The 17270-nt window shown below is 58.5% G+C and carries 15 protein-coding genes; 10 read left to right on the top strand and 5 right to left on the bottom strand.

What is annotated here, in order from left to right; genetic code table 11:
* Positions 1–7 precede the first annotated feature (7 nt).
* The 7 genes from AB3X55_06070 (at position 8) to AB3X55_06040 (ending at position 7909) form a co-directional block, all read left to right on the top strand.
* Entirely contained in the window at positions 8–1162 is a 1155-nt protein-coding gene (locus AB3X55_06070; protein MEX0503147.1) for a carbohydrate ABC transporter permease, read from the top strand.
* On the top strand, positions 1159–2343 hold the full coding sequence (locus AB3X55_06065) for a carbohydrate ABC transporter permease (protein MEX0503146.1): 1185 nt from the start codon (positions 1159–1161) through the stop codon (positions 2341–2343). The genes AB3X55_06070 and AB3X55_06065 overlap by 4 nt, the downstream gene beginning before the upstream one ends.
* Before the next feature lie 3 nt (positions 2344–2346).
* A complete protein-coding gene (locus AB3X55_06060) occupies positions 2347–3417 on the top strand; it encodes an ABC transporter ATP-binding protein (protein MEX0503145.1) in 1071 nt (356 codons plus the stop codon).
* A gap of 17 nt (positions 3418–3434) precedes the next feature.
* Positions 3435–4514, top strand: a complete 1080-nt coding sequence (locus AB3X55_06055; protein MEX0503144.1) for a DUF4432 family protein — start codon at positions 3435–3437, stop codon at positions 4512–4514.
* Positions 4515–4576: 62 nt separating this feature from the next.
* Positions 4577–5584, top strand: a complete 1008-nt coding sequence (locus AB3X55_06050; GenBank protein MEX0503143.1) for a hypothetical protein — start codon at positions 4577–4579, stop codon at positions 5582–5584.
* Positions 5581–6612 carry a carbohydrate kinase family protein gene (locus tag AB3X55_06045; protein MEX0503142.1) on the top strand — a complete coding sequence of 344 codons (1032 nt, stop codon included), beginning with the start codon at positions 5581–5583 and terminating at the stop codon, positions 6610–6612. Before AB3X55_06050 ends, AB3X55_06045 begins: the two co-directional genes overlap by 4 nt.
* A gap of 112 nt (positions 6613–6724) precedes the next feature.
* Positions 6725–7909: a M24 family metallopeptidase gene (locus AB3X55_06040; protein MEX0503141.1), complete on the top strand. Its 1185-nt coding sequence runs from the start codon at positions 6725–6727 to the stop codon at positions 7907–7909.
* Positions 7910–7938: 29 nt separating this feature from the next.
* Here AB3X55_06040 and AB3X55_06035 read toward each other — a convergent pair whose 3' ends face one another.
* The 5 genes from AB3X55_06035 to AB3X55_06015 form a co-directional block, all read right to left on the bottom strand.
* Positions 7939–8688, bottom strand: coding sequence for an amino acid ABC transporter ATP-binding protein (locus AB3X55_06035; protein MEX0503140.1), 750 nt, complete (start codon positions 8686–8688; stop codon positions 7939–7941).
* 10 nt (positions 8689–8698) lie between these two features.
* The gene (locus AB3X55_06030; GenBank protein MEX0503139.1) at positions 8699–9595 is read right to left on the bottom strand and encodes an amino acid ABC transporter permease; all 897 of its coding nucleotides are present in this window, start codon (positions 9593–9595) and stop codon (positions 8699–8701) included.
* Positions 9585–10337 (bottom strand): amino acid ABC transporter permease, encoded by a 753-nt coding sequence (locus AB3X55_06025; protein ID MEX0503138.1) that lies wholly within the window; start codon positions 10335–10337, stop codon positions 9585–9587. The genes AB3X55_06030 and AB3X55_06025 overlap by 11 nt, the downstream gene beginning before the upstream one ends.
* Before the next feature lie 62 nt (positions 10338–10399).
* Positions 10400–11242 carry a transporter substrate-binding domain-containing protein gene (locus tag AB3X55_06020; GenBank protein ID MEX0503137.1) on the bottom strand — a complete coding sequence of 281 codons (843 nt, stop codon included), beginning with the start codon at positions 11240–11242 and terminating at the stop codon, positions 10400–10402.
* Between the two features lie 37 nt (positions 11243–11279).
* Positions 11280–12143 carry a MurR/RpiR family transcriptional regulator gene (locus AB3X55_06015; GenBank protein MEX0503136.1) on the bottom strand — a complete coding sequence of 288 codons (864 nt, stop codon included), beginning with the start codon at positions 12141–12143 and terminating at the stop codon, positions 11280–11282.
* Between the two features lie 173 nt (positions 12144–12316).
* On the opposite strand from AB3X55_06015, the gene AB3X55_06010 reads away from it, so the two are divergent.
* From AB3X55_06010 to AB3X55_06000, 3 genes are all read left to right on the top strand, one after another.
* Entirely contained in the window at positions 12317–14728 is a 2412-nt protein-coding gene (locus tag AB3X55_06010) for an FAD-dependent oxidoreductase (GenBank protein ID MEX0503135.1), read from the top strand.
* A gap of 35 nt (positions 14729–14763) precedes the next feature.
* The gene (locus AB3X55_06005; protein ID MEX0503134.1) at positions 14764–16092 is read left to right on the top strand and encodes an aspartate aminotransferase family protein; all 1329 of its coding nucleotides are present in this window, start codon (positions 14764–14766) and stop codon (positions 16090–16092) included.
* A gap of 196 nt (positions 16093–16288) precedes the next feature.
* Positions 16289–17200: a DMT family transporter gene (locus AB3X55_06000; protein ID MEX0503133.1), complete on the top strand. Its 912-nt coding sequence runs from the start codon at positions 16289–16291 to the stop codon at positions 17198–17200.
* The last annotated feature ends 70 nt before the right edge of the window (positions 17201–17270 follow it).

Here is a 17270-nt window from a genome sequence, read left to right as displayed (position 1 = left end):
GCGATCCATGTCCGAAACACTTAACACGGCCCAGCCGGGGTTTACCCCGGCTGGCGCTTCGACAGGCGACCGCTGGCGCGAATGGGTTGATCGCCATGCCGGCACCTTCTTCATCGCACCGGCGGTCAGCCTCATTCTGATTTTTGCTATTTTTCCGACCATCTATTCGATGGTGTTCGCACTCAGCCGCGTGCGCTTTACCGGCGACGGCCTGAAATTCCGCTATGTCGGGCTGCGTAATTTCGAAAAGCAGTTTTTCGGCAGCAGCGAAGTGCATTTCCTTGGCCGGACCGAACCTGTCAGCATCTTTGGCATGATCGTGTTCGTCGCCATCACCGCAGCTGTTCTGTGGTGGCTCTACAAATCCTGGAAGACGGCAACATGGGTGCGGATGCTTGGCCGCTCCATCTCCGCCGCGATGGCCATTTTCCTTGCCTGGATTCTCTGTGCATCTCTGCTGTCCGGCAATTCGATCGGCACTCTCTATACGACATTGTTCTATGTTCTTGTTGGCTGTTTCGTGCAGTTTGTGATTGGCACGGGGCTGGCGTTTCTCTGTTCGCAACCGATCAGTGGCCGGAATTTCTTCCGTGTCCTGTTCTTCATTCCCCTGATGGTCACACCGCTTGGTGTCGGCTTTGCGATGAGGATGATTGCCGATGTGACCAAGGGGCCGTTTGAACCCATTCTTGGTCTGCTGGGGTTGCAGGACTGGGTGTGGTCGGCCAGCCCATGGTCGGCGCGGTTTGTAATGATGGTCTGTGATTCATGGCAGTGGATCCCCTTCATTTTCATCTGCATGCTGGCGGCGCTGGAAAATGTGCCACGCGACCATGTCGAGGCGGCGCAGGTTGATGGTGCATCAAGTTTCCACATTTTCCGCGAGGTGACCTGGCCGCAGGTCGTGCCTGTGGCGGTGACCGTGCTTCTGATCCGCGCCATCGAGGCTTTCAAGATCATGGATCTGCCGAACATCATGACCGGTGGTGGCCCGGGATCCTCGACCGAGTCGATGACGCTCCATTCGGTTTATGTCTGGCGCGCCAATGATATGGGATCGTCCGCGGCGATTGCCTATCTGCTTCTGATCCTGACGGTTGTGGTCTGTGCGTCATTCTTCAATTACGTGGTCCTTGGACAGATACGAAAGACACGGGCATGAAGACCGCCAACACCAAATTCGATCTGCGGAACCGCAGCCTGTTCGAGAGGATGTTCGAACCTCCGGCCGTCGGCAAGATGGCGCCGGTGGCAAGGGTGGTTGTCTACAGCTTTCTTGTCATCTGGTCGCTGTTTGTGCTGTTTCCCATCTACTGGGTGATCATCACCTCTTTCAAGGATGCGGCGGCGGTCAATCAAGGCCCCACCTACCTGCCGTTTCTGGATTTTCAGCCGACTCTCGATGCGTGGCGGATTAATTTCACCGCCGATCCCTATTGCGACATGGGTGCCATCGCGCGCCAGATCTATCTTCTGGGGCATAACAGTGTGGCTTTCCTGCTGTCGCCGGTGATCTCGATCCAGCCGATGGAACCACAGATCTGCAAGATCTATCTTGCCTTCACGAACTCGATTGTCATCAGCATTGCCTCGACGGTTTTCTGTGTGGCGGTTGGCTCGATGGCGGCCTATGCGCTGGCGCGGATCCAGTACCGCCCGAAATTCGGTAACATCATGATCTTCGTGCTGCTGATCGTCGGTGTCATTCTGACAACCACCTATGCCGGCGTGCCGTGGTGGATGTCCTCGGCTGTGGCGCTGGCGCTGTTTTTCTTCCTGGCGCGTTCGATCGGCCGCCATTTCAAGATGTCACTTGGCAATGGCGACATCCTGTTCTGGATGATATCGCAGCGGATCCTGCCACCCATCGTGGTGGTGGTGCCACTGTATGTAATGTTCCAGGCAGTTCAGCTGCTGGACACGCATATTGCGCTGATCCTTCTTTACGCGGTGGCGAATTTGCCGATTGTCGTATGGCTGATGCATGATTTCTTTGCCAATCTGCCGATGGAACTTGAAGAGTCGGCGCAGCTGGATGGGGCAACAAGGTTCGGCATTTTCTGGGAAATCGTGATGCCGTTGACGCGCCCGGGACTTGCCGCAACGACGCTGCTGATCCTTGTTCTGAACTGGAACGAATATCTGTTCGCGGTCTTCCTGTCGACGGTCAAGGTCCAGACCATGCCAATCATGGTTGCGGCCAAGAATACCGGCGAGAAAGGCGTCCTGTGGTGGGAGATGTGCGCTGTCACCGTGGTGATGATCATTCCGGTGATCATCATGTCGGTGTTGCTGACGCGGTTTATTTCAAAAGGCGTGCTGCTTGGCGCGGTGAAGGGGTAGGACATGACTTCAGGTGGCGCAAGGGCCTCGGTCAAATTTGATGCGGTGCAGAAAAGCTTTGGCAATGTAAAGGTTCTCGAGGAGTTCAATCTCGAGGTTGAGCCTGGCGAATTTCTGGTCCTTCTTGGTGCATCCGGGTCTGGCAAGACAACGGCGCTGCGGATCCTGTCGGGTCTGGAAACGCCGTCCGCCGGGCGTGTCTATATCGGTGATCACGATGTCACGGAGATGCTGCCCAAATACCGGGATATCTCGATGGTGTTCCAGTCATATGCCCTCTATCCACACAAGACGGTGGCGGAGAATATCGGCTTCCCGCTGAAGGTAAAGAAGCTTGGCAAGGCGACAATGGATGCCGCCATCCTCGATGCCGCCAGACAGGTACAGCTCGAACCTCTTCTTGACCGCTATCCACGGGAACTGTCAGGCGGCCAGAGACAGCGTGTGGCGCTGGCACGGGCGATTATCCGCCGGCCATCTGTCTTTCTGATGGACGAGCCATTGTCGAATCTCGATGCCAAGCTGCGTGGCCACATGCGCGCCGAACTCAAACATATGCAGGGTACGCTAGGCATCACCACGATCTATGTAACACATGACCAGATCGAGGCGATGACGCTGGCGCACCGGGTGGCGGTGCTGGAAAAGGGCGTGTTGCAACAGCTGGCCAGCCCGGCAGAGATCTATAATGACCCGGCCAATCTTTTCGTTGCGCAATTCATCGGCTCGCCGGCGATGAACGTCATTCATGGCACGCTGGAGGGCGACAAGTTCTTGACCAACGGCGCGACGGTGAAAACCAGGGTCAAGGGACAGGTGCCACAGGCGATCGCCGGTGTCAGGCCAGAGGACTGCAGCGTTGCCGCGCCGTCCAAGGGCACGCTGAAGGGCCAGATCTACACAACCGAACTGATTGGCGACCATACGCTTGTCACGGTGAATTGGGGATCTGATCAGATTGTTGTCAAAGCGCATAAGGATTTTGACGGCAAGCAGGGCGACGAGGTCGGGGTGATCCTGCCGCCCGAGAATCTGTATGTCTTTGACGAGACGAATGGTGAACGGATCCGCTAACGCGACTGGAGGCAGTGATGTCAGCCCGGATTGATCTCCATCGATCCAGTTTTGATGCCAGGGAACGTCCATTCTGCGAAATGGGCGAATTCCGGATTTCCACCTTCAGATATGACAGTGGCATCGAGGCGCTTCGGGTCCGCAACGCGCGCGGCGAGATCATAGTGCTGCCGTTCAAGGGGCAGCAGATCTGGCGGGCGATGTTCGATGGCCGCGATCTGACCATGAAATCGATGTTCGACGAACCTGTCGACACGAATGTCTATCTTGAAACCTATGGCGCGTTCATGATCCATTGCGGGCTGGCCGGGCTCGGCGCGCCGGGGCCGGAGGACACGCATCCTCTTCATGGCGAGCTTCCCAATGCCCCGTTCCAGACAGCCTGGATCGAACTTGACCAGCAGCAGCAACGCATCACCATCGGCGGCACCTATCGCCATACTGTTGCGTTCAGTACCAATTATCTGGCAACGGCAAGCATCGGCATGACGGCCGGCTCGGCGCTTCTCGACGTGTCACTGTCGGTGGAAAACCAAAAGAAGACACCGATGGATCTGATGTATCTGGCCCATGCCAATTTCCGGCCGGTTGATGATGGTGAACTGCATTATACGGCACATTACGATCAGGCCTCGGTGCGGGTGCGCCGGTCCATCCCGGCGCATATCTCGCCAAAGCCGGACTACATGGCCTTCATTGCCGCGCTGGCAGAGGATCCGGTACGCCATCACATTCTATCGGCTGACCAGGCTTTTGACCCCGAAGTGGTCTTCACCATCGATATGATGGCTGATGATGACGGTATGGCCCATGCCATTCAAAAACGCCCCGATGGCACAGCCGACTATATCGGATTCTATCCTGCGCAGGCGCCTATATGCTCACGATGGGTCTGCCGAACGCCTGATCAGGATGGACTCGGCATTGCTTTTCCTTCAACCTCGGAGGTTGAGGGCTATACCGCCGAAAAGGCGAAAGGTCAGGTGGTCGAGCTTGATGGAGGCCGGACCTGGACCATAGATATACGCATGGGGTTGCTGACCAACTCAGAAACAGAAGGAATGATGCAGCGAATTGAAAATATCAGGTCGCGCTGATGCCAAACTTACCGAAGGGAGCCGGATTTGATGCGGTGACCTTCTGAAAGGAGAATGTGGTGATGACGGCTGAAATCTGTGAACGACTGAATGGAAAGCTGTCACGCATTCGATCCGGCGACTATAAAGCTGCTGATTTCATCATCGCCGACGCCAAGGACGCTGACATGGGCGGCGGTATCGGTGCCCTTGGCGTGACAACCGGCAGTGATGGCACCATGCGACAGACGACAGCTGTCGATTATCGCGAAGCGATGATCCGGATGATGGGCACCGGGTTGGTTGACATCATGCTGACCTCGCTGTCATCGGCCGAGCTTCTTGATGCCGGCAAGGCATTCGCCGCGTCGGACGTGACGCCTGCCATCAGGCTGAACGACGCAACCGATATATGGGGGTTTCGCGGTGCCACCTATCGCTATGGCCCCTCCATCCCGTTTCGCACCGCGCAGCTGGACAGGGCACGTCAATTCGCGGCTCTCGGTCTATATGCGGTGACATTCTATAATGACCGCGAACGGGATGTGGCGACACTCGATGCCTATCGCACGTTTCGCGAACAGGCGGCGCAGGTCGGCATGGCGCATTTCCTCGAGGTGTTCAATCCCGCCTTTGCCATCGATCTTGGTGGGGCCGAGCTTGGCGACTTCATCAATGATGCCATTGTGCGCTGTCTTGCCGGTGTTGGCGGAGACGAACGCCCCCTGTTCCTGAAGATGCAGTATAATGGCGCACGCGCCATGGCCGAGCTGGCATCCTATGATCCTGGCAATCTGATTGTCGGCGTGCTTGGCGGTGCGGCCGGGACAACCCGCGATACATTCGAGCTGGTAGCGCAGACGGAACGGTTTGGGGGCCGGGTTGCGCTGTTTGGCCGGAAGATTCATCTTGCCGAGGATTCGGTCGAAATCGTGCGATTGATGCGGGCGGTTGTCGAGGGTGACATCGGTACGGCAGAGGCGGTCAAGGCCTATCATCAGGCGCTTGATGATCGACAGATCCAGCCGACACGGTCGCTTGACGAGGACCTGCTGGTCACCGACCCGGTTCTTGTCGCCGAGGCAGAATGACCGCCGCCGGCGACAGGTGCGGTTTCATTACTGGCGGTACCTGGTGCGCCGACCATAACAAGCTTGTTGAAAGATGGCCTGCCGAGGAAGATCTTGTGATCATCCTTGCAGAAGAAATCAGGGGTGGCGGGTCGGCATGTAATCTGGCTCTGGATATCAGACGGCTGGACCCGGCCATACCGGTGGCGACAATCGGTGTTCTTGGCGACGACGCGGATGGCAGGGTGCTTGTGGACCAGGCCGGGGCGGCGGGTCTGGATTGCGGCGGGCTTGTCATGATGCCAGGCAGACGGACGACATTCACCGACGCTTTCACCGCCGGGGACACTGGCCGCAGGACACATCTCTATCACGCTGGCACAAGCGGTGAACTGACCCCGGACCAGTTCTCGTTTGAAGATTGCAGGGCGCGCATTCTTCATCTTGGCCTGCCGGGTCTTCATGCACAGATGGACGCGGCATGGAAGGATGATGCCAATGGCTGGGTCGCTGTGCTGAAGGCTGCCAGGGCGGCTGGTCTGAAGACAAATTTCGAGATGTGTTCGCTGCCGGCGGCAAGGCTGCATGAAATTGTCACGCCCTGCCTTGCGCATCTGGACTATCTGATTGTGAATGAATTCGAGATTGCCGCCCTTGCCGGACGGCCAGTCACGCTTGGCCAGGACACGGATATCGATTCCTGCCTTGCCGACGCTGTGAAGGTGCTTGCCGGTGGCATTATGGAAGTTGTCATCGTGCATTTTCCTGCGGCTGCCATTGCCGTGACAAGGCAGGGGCAGCAACTGATCACGCCGTCGGTGAACATCCCTGCCGATCAGATCGCAGGATCGAACGGGGCAGGAGACGCCTTTGCGGCAGGGGCACTATATGCTCTTCATGAAGGATGGGCGCTGGACCGTGTTATGGCGCTTGCGCATGCCGCGGCGGCAGCGTCGATGCGGCATATCGGGACCACGGATGCAATGATGTCATGGTCCGACTGTCTGGCACTTGCCAGCAAATATGGCACGCGGCCAGACCCTGCCTGATGCCGGGACCATTCCCGTCTGTCACGATCAGCCGGCTTGATCAATCGGGCCCGACATTCCACTATCTGGTGCCACCCCGCATACCAGGGGGCGGCTGCAAGGATATGACGATATGACCTCTGCCATCCTCCCGAATCCCCCCGAGCGCGGCTTTGACGTTGCAGAATTCGCGGCGCGCACAGCCCGCGCACAGGCCCTGATGGCTGCAGATGGCATCGCCGGGCTGTTGCTGATGAGCGAACCGGAAGTCCGGTATTTTACCGGGTTCAACACCCTGTTCTGGCAAAGCCCGACCCGGCCCTGGTTTGTTTTTGTGCCGCCAACCGGCAAGCCGGTTGCGGTCATTCCTGAAATTGGCGCGCCATTGATGAAGCGTGGCTGGCTTGACGATATCCGGACATGGAGCGCGCCGGCCCCGACTGATGACGGTGTCAGTCTGCTTGTCGAATTGCTGTCACCATTGGCGCGCGACGGTGCGGTGCTTGGGATCATGAAGGGCCATGAAACGCATCTTCGGATGCCGCTTGCCGACTGGGAGCGGCTTGTGGCGGCGCTGCCGGGGATGAAGATTGCCGATGTAACGGCGCTTGTTCAGGGAATGCGGATGGTGAAAAGCGACGCCGAGATCGCAAAACTTCGCCATATCTGTGCCATTGGTTCGGCGGCGTTTGACGCGGTACCACAATTTGTCAGCGAAGGTCTGCCCCTTGATTCAGTGTTCCGCGAATTTCGCCGTACCGCCATCGGTCTTGGGGCCGATGATGCGCCCTATCTTGTCGGCGGTGCCGATCAGGGTGGTTATGCGGATGTGATTTCCCCGCCATCGTCACGCCCGCTGCGGCCCGGTGATGTGCTGATGCTTGATACGGGATGCAGTTGGGACGGCTATTATTGTGACTTTGACCGGAACTGGGCCATCGGCCGCGCTGATGATACCGCAAGGCGGGCATATGATGTGCTGTGGCGTGCGACCGAGGCCGGCATCGCGGCGGCCCGGCCCGGCAATAGCTGCCGCGATCTGTTTGTCGCCATGTCGGAGGTGATCGCCGAGATGGATGAAAGCGGCGGCGGCGTGGGGCGGCTTGGCCACGGGCTTGGCATGCAGCTCACCGAACAGCCGTCACATGCCATGTTCGACAGCACGGAGCTTTCCGAAAACATGGTCCTGACCATCGAGCCGTCCCTGTCCTACGGGGACGGGCTGATGATGGTGCATGAGGAAAATATCGTGGTGCGCGCCGGCGGTGCTGAATTGCTGACCCGCCGGGCCCCGGCAGTGTTGCCGGTCATTGGCTGACCGCAGACCGGCCGCGATCCGGTTTTGGCCTACAGGATCTGGCTGAGGAATTCCTTTGTGCGTGGGTCCTTGGCCTTGCTGAAAAAGGTGCTTGGTGGGCCATGTTCGACAATCACGCCGTGATCGGTGAAATAGATGTGGTCCGCCACCTCTCGCGCAAAGCCCATTTCATGCGTGACCAGAATACAGGTCATGCCGTCCTGTGCCAGTTCCTTGATGGTGACCAGAACTTCTTTCACGGTTTCCGGGTCCAGCGCCGCTGTCACCTCGTCGAACAGCATCACATCGGGGCTCATCGCCAGTGACCGGGCGATGGCGACACGCTGTTGCTGGCCCCCCGACAATTCACCGGGATAGGCATCTTCCTTGCCTTCCAGGCGGACCTTGCGCATCAGATCGCGCGCCCGCTGGCGAACCTCGTCCTCGTTTTCTTTCAGCACCAGCATCGGTGCCATCATGATGTTCTCAAGCGCGGTCTTGTGGGGAAACAGGTTATATTGCTGAAACACCATGCCGACCCGCTTGCGAAGCTCCAGCTTGTCGAGATGTGGATCGGTAAGGTCGATTCCGCGTACGGTTATGGTGCCGCCCTGAATGTCGTTCAGGGCGTTGACGCAGCGGATCAATGTGGATTTGCCTGATCCGGACGGGCCGATGACGCAGACCACCTCGCCCTTCATGACATCAAGCGAGACTCCCTTGAGAACTTGAAGATCGCCAAAATATTTATGCACGTCCCGGATCGAGACAATGGGCTCTTTATCGGTCCATTCGGTCATGATGCGTCTCCTAGAGTTTGACCGCGTATCTGCGTTCGAGGGCAATGGTTACACGCGCGATCGGGTAGCAGTAGAAGAAGAACAGTGCCAGCGCGAAGGAATAGAACGGAACCAGCAGTTCGGGATGGTTGTTTTCGGCTTCCATCGCCTGACGTGACAGGGTGATGATTTCCTCGACCCCGAGAAGCGAGCAGAGAGGGGTTGCCATTGTCAGGATGGCATACCAGTTCATCCAGGGCGGGATCATCCGCTTGAAACATTGTGGCAGGATGATCCGCCACAGCGTCTGCTGGCGGCTGAACGCCAGACTTTCGGCGGCTTCCCATTGTGCGGTCGGCACCGACTGCACGGCACCGCGGACAATTTCGGAAATATTGGCCATGATTGGCAGTGACAGGCCGAATACGGCCTTCATCCAGTCCGGGATCGAGATGATCACACCGAAAATCACGATCTCGAACGGCAGCGCAAGAAGAACGATGAACAGGATCACCAGCCAGGGTGAATTGCGGAACAGCTGGGTCAGGAACCAGGCTGATCGTCGAATGACGGACAGCTTGGAAATCTGGCCAAGACCAAGCGCCGCCCCGGCAAGTGTGCCGAACAGCATCGCGAACATCGAAATCAGGATGTTGAACAGGAACCCCGATTTGAACAGGAACGGGATCCATTTCACCAAAGTCGCAAAGGCCGTCACCACGGTGAATTTGCCGGCTGCCTGGGCATAGAACGGCCACAGCACCAGCGGTGTCATCAACAATAGCGGGGTCCATGAAGGCAGGCTGGCAAGCCACTGTGTTGCCGTCGGGCCGGCGGCCGTCAGGCGCAGCGGCTTCATCACCGGCAGATCGGTGCTGGCACGCGCATTAACGCCGGGATAGGCGGTGTGCCGTCGCTCAGGTGCCATAGCCCGGAATCCTCATGCTGTTTTCCCAGCGGTTCATGCTCATCACCAGCAGACCGACAAGAACGATATAGACAACGAACACCAGCAGCATCGTTGGATAGAGCGCTGACGGGTAGTCGTTCCAGATCGTCACCGACTGGTAGAGAAGTTCCGGCACCGCAATGCCGAACGCCTGGGTGGTTGTCTTCACAAGATTGACAAGATTGTTGTTCAGCGCCGGCAGCGACACCCGCAATGCCAGCGGCAACACCACATAGCGATAGGTTTGTCCACGCGAGAAGCCCAGCGATTCTGATGCCTCGCGGGTACTTTCGGGAACAGCCTCGATGCCGGCCCGGAAAATCTCGACATTGAAGGCGCCGGCAAAAAAGGACAGGGAAATAATGGCCCAGCCGACATTCGAGATGATCGGCATCTCAAGCCAGCCATCGGGGCTGTAAGTCGGGGTGAACTGGCCAAGGGCGAAATAAAAGAACAGCAACTGCACATAGGGCGGTGTGTTGCGAAAGAACTGGATATAACCCTGGACGAGGCGCCGCAGGATGATGTTGCGGCTTCCCTGTGCGAAGGCGCCCAGAACGCCAATAACCATCGACAGCAACAGACAGGCAAGCGACAGTTTGATTGTCATCCAGATCCCGGACAGAATCTTGCCCTGCTGCACAGGCTCATAAAGCCAGATGAAATTCCATCTGGGATAATCGGCAGCAAGTTCGCGGAAAAAATCAGCAACAAGATCCATAATATCACATATGACCCCGCCGACTTTGCCGGCGGGGCCCTTTCATTTGGTGGCGGCCCGCTTTAGTCGGCCAGCCAGTCTTTCATGCGTGCGTTGTAATCGGCGAGATATTTGGTTGGCTTGATGCCCCATTTTTTCTCAAGCGCGATCAGCGAGCCGTCCTGGTGCCACTGATACTGCATGCCGGCCATGAAGCGACCGAAGACACAGTTGCGCTCCTTTGACGGAACGGCGAGTGCCCAAGGGTTGTCGTCCTCGGATGCCAGCGGCATTTCGAATTCGTCCCACTCGCCGGAGCTGAGGTCCGAGCCGATCGAGCTGTCATCATACACCCAGGCGATACACTTCTTGTCGCGAAGCGCCTGCTTGGCCTCGGCATTGCCGGTGAAGGCGATGATCTGGGCGCCATAGCGCTCTTCGACGATCTGGTTGTAGAACGCGCCCTGCTTGCCACAGACCGGCTTGCCGCGAAGATCTTCCCAGTTCTTCAGGCCAAGCGCCTTTGGCGACATCACGTTTGTGCCCGAAGTATAGTAGTTCGGGCCGACAATGCCGACAATCTCACGGCGGTCCTTACGGTCCGACATGGTGGCGATCATCAGGTCGATCTTGCCCTGCTCGAGGAACTGCATGCGGTTCGAGGACTGAACGGCGACAAGCTCGATATCGACGCCCATCTTGGCCGCAACATCCTTTGCCATGTCGATTTCCATTCCGACAATCTCGCCGCTGGTGTCACGAAAACCCCACGGCTTGTAGTCGGCCTTTACGCCAACAACGATCTTGCCGCGCGACATCACCTTGTTCCACACTTCGTTCTTGCAGGCATGCCCGTCAGCTGACGCAGCCAGCGGGGCCAGTGCAAACGCACCTGCCAGCGCAGAAGCCAAAAGTCTCTTCATCATGGATAAGTTCTCCCATTCACAGTTATTAAGCGGCTGATCACCGCTTCAGATATTCTCCGGTTTCTGTGGAGAATAATTCGGTTTTTGCAAGATTAGACTGAACGTTGCCGCCAGATTTCGCAACCATCAAACCCAGAATCACCTCAATAAGATACATCGTGCCAAGCTGAGAGGCGAAGAAATGCTGGTTCGCCGTGGCGGCAACAAGTATGTCATCGGCACATTCGGCAAGTGGCGCGTTTGGCGAATCGGTGACGGCAATGATGGTGGCACCCCGCGCCCGCCCCGATTCGGCAAGCGACAGCGTGCTGGCGGCATAGGGGCTGACACTCAGACAGATCATGGCGTCATCGGCACTCAGGCGACGCATCTGGCTGCCGGTGCTGGCCGGGTCGATGCCAAGAACCTCCCAATTGTCGAACGCCAGCGATGCCACATAGCTGGCATAGGACCCGATATGGCGCTGTCCCATCTGCGCGTTGACAAAGACCCGTCGCGCCGCGACCAGCGTCGCGGCAATTCGCTCGATGCTGTCGCTGGTGGCGTTGACCATGGTCTCGTTGATGTTGCGCATCGATTGCTGGCCATAGGCAGCATGAAAGGATGTCGTGCCATTCGCGGCGGCATGACCGACCCGCAACGCCTCGGCACGTTCGCGATAGCCGCTATAGGTGTCCTTGGCAGCAGCGCGGCAGGCCTCTTTCAGTGACTCATAGCTTTCAAAGCCAAGGCTTCGCGCCAATCGGGTGAAGGTGGGGGGTGTAAGCCCGGTCTTGTCGGCGATATAGCGCATCGACCGGAAGGACACTTCGATCGGATTTGCGGCCACGTAATCTGCAGCCTGGCGCAATTGTGGTGACAGGCTGTCGGCCTGGTCCTCGATCACCTGTCTGATATGCATCGCCTGCCATCCATTCCGAGCGTCGATATAATCTGCCAACAAGATCCGCCAGCAAGATACGGTTTCGTGATTGACATGAAACAAACATAACAATATTGATAAAATATTTCAATTGTTACATTCTCTGTCTGTCGATGGCAGGATGGCCCTGTCGTGTTTTGTGGAGAACAGGGATGGAAACCCAGTCTGCAGCTTTGCCGTCCGAAGCCAGCGTTGTCGTCATCGGTGGCGGTGTGATGGGGTGTTCAACGCTGTATCATCTGGCGCGCGATGGTGTCCGTGACGCCATCCTGATCGAGCGGAACAAGCTGACCTCCGGAACCACCTGGCATTCGGCAGCCCAGGTACGGGCCCTTCGCTCAACCCGCAATCTGACCGACCTGGTTCGCTATTCGGTTGATCTCTATTCACGGCTAGAGCAGGAAACAGGCCAGCAGGTCGGCTGGATCAACAAGGGGTCGCTGTCGATCGCGACGAATGATGACAGGATGATTCATATCCGGCGCCAGGCGGCTCTTGCCGGGCTGTTCGGGGTGCGTGCCGAGACGGTTTCAGCTGGCGAGGCGGCGGAACGCTGGCCGCTGATGCATGCCGATGATGTGGTTGGTGCTGTCTGGTCACCGGATGACGGGCGGGTCAGCCCGTCCGATCTGTGCGCCGCGTTGACCAAGGGCGCGCGGTCTGCCGGGGCGCGTATCTTTGAAGATACGGGTGTCACCGGGATCGTTACCAGAGGTGGCCGGGTGGTTGCCGTCGAAACGGACCGCGGCACCATAAAGACGGATGCCGTGGCGCTGTGTACCGGGCTGTGGAGTCGCGGCGCTGCGGCGATGGCCGGCGTCGAGGTGCCCGTCTGGCCGTGTGAACATTTCTATCTGCTGACAAAACCTGTCGCCGGTGCCGAGGGCAATCTTCCGACATTGTCGGACCATGACGGGCATCTGTATATCCGCGATGATTCCGGCGGCCTTCTTGTTGGCTGTTTCGAGCCTCTTGGCAAACCCATTGATCCGGACCGGCTTGGCAGTGATTTCGCCTTTCAGCTTCTTCCCGAAGACTGGGACCATTTCGAGCCGATGATGCATAACGCGCTGCATCGCCTGCCATGTCTTGCCGAGGCTGAGGTGAAAATGCTGTTGAACGGGCCGGAAAGCTTTACCCCTGATGGCAGCTTTCTGCTTGGCGAGACGGCCGAGACAAGGGGGCTGTTTCTGGGCTGCGGCATGAATTCGGTTGGCGTTGCCACCGGCGGTGGGGCCGGCATGGCGCTGGCGCACGCCATCCAGCATGGCGCGCCGCCGGCCGATCTGCACGAGGCCGACCCGAAACGGTTTGATTCATCAGTGAACAGCGTTGCCGCGCTGACCGCCAGAGTGCCCGAGGTGCTTGGCAAGCACTACGAGATTACCTATCCGGGCCGCCAATGGCAGAGCGCCCGGAATCTCCGTCGTCTGCCACTGCATGACAGATGGGAGGCGGCTGGCGCGCATTTCGGCCAGGTCTTCGGGTTTGAACGGCCGCTCTATTTCGGCGGTGGCGCGCCGCCGCGCCTGACCTTTGCCAGGCCTGACTGGTTTGATCAGGTTGGCAGCGAAGTGCGGGCGGCGCACGAACATGCCGGCGTCACCGACCTGTCGAGCTTTGGCAAGATCGACGTGACCGGGCCGGATGCGCTGACCTGCCTTGAATATATCTGCAGCAACCGCATCGACCGACCTGTCGGCCATGCCTGCTATACGCTGATGCTGAATGACAGGGGGGGAATCGAAAGCGATCTGACCGTATTCCGTCTTGGCGACCAGCATTTCCGCCTGATGGTCGGCACCGCAGCTGTCAAGCGTGACCTGTCCTGGATCCGGGCCAAGTGCCCACCCGATGCCGATGTGCAGATCAGCGATGTGACCGGGGATTACGCTGTGCTTGGACTTGTTGGCCCGGATACGCCGGGTATTGCGTCCGCGCTGGGGGCGGGGTGGCTGAACGATATCGGCTATTTCCGTCATCAGACTGGCGACATTGCCGGGATATCGCTTCGGGCGGCGCGGCTGTCCTATGTTGGTGAGGCGGGATGGGAGCTGAGTTGTGACAGTGGCGATGCGCCCGGACTCCATGCCTGTCTCGCGGCTGGCGGGGTGGTGCCTGTTGGCAGCTATGCGCAGACCGCGATGCGGATTGAAAAGGGGTTTTGTGCCTATGGTCATGATCTGGACACCGATGTGACACCGTTCATGGCGGGACTCGAATTCGCGCTGTCGCCGGACGGGGGTTTCATTGGCAGCGCCGCGCTGGCTGCTATGGAAGCGCCGGCAACAAGGCTGGTCAGCCTGGAATTTTCAGATGTCGAGGCGGTGCCGCTTGGCAATGAGCCTGTCTGTCTCGGGTCCACGATCATCGGCAAGACCACATCTGCCGCCTTTGGATATCGTATCGGCAAACCGGTTGCGCTGGCGCTTATTGCCAGTGATCATGCTGTTGCCGGAAGCAGGGTGACGGTGGATATCGCCGGTCACCACGCTGACTGCCGGGTGGTGGTGGCCCCGCTTTTTGACGCAGCTGGGCGGCGTATGCGTGGTGCGGCTGCCTGAAGAAGAGTTCCTGAAAGAGGGGATGGAGATCGGATATGACAACATCGCATGTGTTCCCGCGTAGCATGAAGACAGTTCCGCCGGTCGCGGTGGCCGGAGAGGGGTGCTACATCATCGATTCCACCGGCAAGCGATATCTTGACGGGTCCGGCGGGGCGGCGGTGTCCTGTCTTGGCCATGATCATCCGACAGTGATCGAAGCGGTGCGCTCGCAGATCGGCACCCTTGCCTTTGCCCATACCGGGTTTTTCACATCCGAGCCCGCGGAGTCACTTGCCAGCCTGCTTGCTGCGCAGGCACCCGCCGGTATTGACCACGTCTATTTCGTTTCCGGCGGGTCAGAGGCGGTGGAGGCGGCGATCAAGCTGGCGCGGCAATATTTCGTCGAACGCGGCATGCCCGAACGCAAGCATCTGATTGCCCGTCGCCAGAGTTATCACGGCAACACGCTTGGCGCGCTTGCTGTCGGCGGCAATGAATGGCGCCGCCAGTCCTTTGCCCCGCTGCTGGTTGAAACAAGCCATATCGCGCCCTGCTATGCGTACCGTGAAATGCGGGATGGCGAGAGCGAGCGTGCCTTTGGTGAGCGTGTCGCCGACGAACTCGAGGCCGAAATCCAGCGTCTGGGACCGGACAGTGTGATGGCCTTTGTCGCCGAGCCTGTGGTTGGCGCCACGCTTGGCGCGGTGCCGGCGGCCGAAGGGTATTTCGCCCGGATCCGGGAAATCTGCGATCGGTATGGTGTGTTGCTGATCCTTGACGAGGTGATGTGCGGCATGGGCCGCACAGGCTATCTGTTTGCCTGCGAGGCTGATGATGTGCGCCCCGATATCGTGACAATCGCCAAGGGGCTCGGCGCAGGATATCAGCCCGTCGGCGCAATGTTGTGCAGTGACGAGATCTATCGCACCATCGAGTCGGGAAGCGGGTTTTTTCAGCATGGTCACACCTATATAGGCCACCCGACGGCCTGTGCGGCGGCGCTGGCGGTTGTAACAACGCTTCTTGATGAACAGCTGATCGGCAAGGTTCAGGTTCAGGGCGCGAAGCTGAAGAGCGCACTACAGGACAGGTTCGGTGACCATCCACATATTGGTGACATTCGGGGGCGCGGGCTGTTTCTGGGCATGGAGTTTGTTGCCGACCGCGCCAGCAAGGCTGCTTTCGACCCGGCTGAAGCCCGCCACCGGCGGTTCAAGGCCGCGGCCTTTGAGGCTGGTCTCATCTGCTATCCGATGGGGGGAACGATCGATGGCAAACAGGGAGATCATGTGTTGATTGCCCCGCCTTTCATCATCAGCGATGACCAGATCGATGAACTTGTCGGCAAGCTGGAGGTGGCGGCAAAGTCGGCGCTTGCCTGACTCTGGAGAGGCTGGAAAAGAGCTGGTATGCATGGTCATTCTGCGCCACCATCTCCCGGCTTGCCGATACCACCAGTGACAGTGCGGGCGTAACAGGCAAGCCAAGGGAGACAGTCATTACAGCATCACTCTGTTTACGGGCATCGGCAATTCCGGTGGATGGCCTCGCCAATGCCAATGCCGGTGCCGTGGCATCATGACCATTCCGGTAGCAGGTGGCGCGCCGCCACCTTCAAATACGGTGGCAGGTGACAATGTAAAGGGTGCGCTGTTCATGCTGGCAGGCATGTTTGTCTTCTCGGCTGTCGACGCGCAGGCAAAATATCTAACTCAATATCTGCCCTCGCTGCAGATTGTCTGGGCCCGCCAGATCGGCCTTGTTGTCGGCGTGATCATTCTGGTTGTCTGGCATGGCAGGTCGGTTCTGCGAACCCGCTTCCCGATGCTGCAGATTGGTCGCGGTGCCGCGGCGGCATTGTCGGCAACCTTCTTCATTTTCGGGCTGAATTTTGTCGCGCTTGCGGATGCGGTGTCGGTCACCTTTGTCGCGCCGCTGGTTGTCACGATCATGGCCGCGCTGATTCTTGGCGAGCGTGTGGGCCTGCATAGATGGACCGCCACGATCATTGGCCTGCTTGGCACACTCGTCGTGATCCGGCCTGGCATGGCCAGCTTCCATCCCGGTCTGTTGCTGCCGCTTGTCGCCGCCATATTGTTTGCCATCAGGCAGGTCATTTCACGTCATATCGGGGTGCGTGATCGCACCGAAACCACGCTTGCCTACACCGCGCTGACAGCCTTTCTGATGATGAGCCTTGTGCAGCCCTTCATCTGGCAGCCGATCAACTCGCCGAAGCTGATCGCCGTTCTGGCTTCCATGTCGCTGATGGCGGCGCTTGGCGAGTTTCTGGTGATCAAGGCGCTGGAAATAGGTCAGGCTGTCTTTGTCTCGCCGCTGCATTACACCATCATCATCTGGGCCAGCATCTATGGCTATCTGTTGTTCGGACAATTCCCGGATCTCTGGACCTGGATAGGGTCATTCGTGATCATGGCGTCGGGTCTCTATGTCTTCCATCGAGAGCGCAAACGCGCCGCCATGAAATGACCCCTCTTGCGGCCGTCTTGCGAAGCCGGCTACCGGATGTCATTCTGCGGCCGGTGTTGATGGTCGTTCG

The sequence above is a fragment of the Alphaproteobacteria bacterium LSUCC0719 genome (assembly GCA_040839025.1).
Classification (GTDB): Bacteria; Pseudomonadota; Alphaproteobacteria; order Puniceispirillales; family Puniceispirillaceae; genus UBA8309.
This window is presented reverse-complemented; position numbering and strand designations above follow the sequence as displayed.

What these genes read in the sequence shown, in the direction of transcription:
- AB3X55_06040 (MEX0503141.1), top strand. Translation starts at nt 6,725, where the DNA reads ATGACCTCTGCCATCCTCCCGAATCCCCCCGAGCGCGGCTTTGACGTT.
- AB3X55_06030 (MEX0503139.1), bottom strand. Translation starts at nt 9,595, where the DNA reads ATGGCACCTGAGCGACGGCACACCGCCTATCCCGGCGTTAATGCGCGT.
- AB3X55_06065 (MEX0503146.1), top strand. Translation starts at nt 1,159, where the DNA reads ATGAAGACCGCCAACACCAAATTCGATCTGCGGAACCGCAGCCTGTTC.
- AB3X55_06010 (MEX0503135.1), top strand. Translation starts at nt 12,317, where the DNA reads ATGGAAACCCAGTCTGCAGCTTTGCCGTCCGAAGCCAGCGTTGTCGTC.
- AB3X55_06060 (MEX0503145.1), top strand. Translation starts at nt 2,347, where the DNA reads ATGACTTCAGGTGGCGCAAGGGCCTCGGTCAAATTTGATGCGGTGCAG.
- AB3X55_06020 (MEX0503137.1), bottom strand. Translation starts at nt 11,242, where the DNA reads ATGATGAAGAGACTTTTGGCTTCTGCGCTGGCAGGTGCGTTTGCACTG.
- AB3X55_06045 (MEX0503142.1), top strand. Translation starts at nt 5,581, where the DNA reads ATGACCGCCGCCGGCGACAGGTGCGGTTTCATTACTGGCGGTACCTGG.
- AB3X55_06025 (MEX0503138.1), bottom strand. Translation starts at nt 10,337, where the DNA reads ATGGATCTTGTTGCTGATTTTTTCCGCGAACTTGCTGCCGATTATCCC.
- AB3X55_06050 (MEX0503143.1), top strand. Translation starts at nt 4,577, where the DNA reads ATGACGGCTGAAATCTGTGAACGACTGAATGGAAAGCTGTCACGCATT.
- AB3X55_06055 (MEX0503144.1), top strand. Translation starts at nt 3,435, where the DNA reads ATGTCAGCCCGGATTGATCTCCATCGATCCAGTTTTGATGCCAGGGAA.
- AB3X55_06005 (MEX0503134.1), top strand. Translation starts at nt 14,764, where the DNA reads ATGACAACATCGCATGTGTTCCCGCGTAGCATGAAGACAGTTCCGCCG.
- AB3X55_06070 (MEX0503147.1), top strand. Translation starts at nt 8, where the DNA reads ATGTCCGAAACACTTAACACGGCCCAGCCGGGGTTTACCCCGGCTGGC.
- AB3X55_06035 (MEX0503140.1), bottom strand. Translation starts at nt 8,688, where the DNA reads ATGACCGAATGGACCGATAAAGAGCCCATTGTCTCGATCCGGGACGTG.
- AB3X55_06000 (MEX0503133.1), top strand. Translation starts at nt 16,289, where the DNA reads ATGACCATTCCGGTAGCAGGTGGCGCGCCGCCACCTTCAAATACGGTG.
- AB3X55_06015 (MEX0503136.1), bottom strand. Translation starts at nt 12,143, where the DNA reads ATGCATATCAGACAGGTGATCGAGGACCAGGCCGACAGCCTGTCACCA.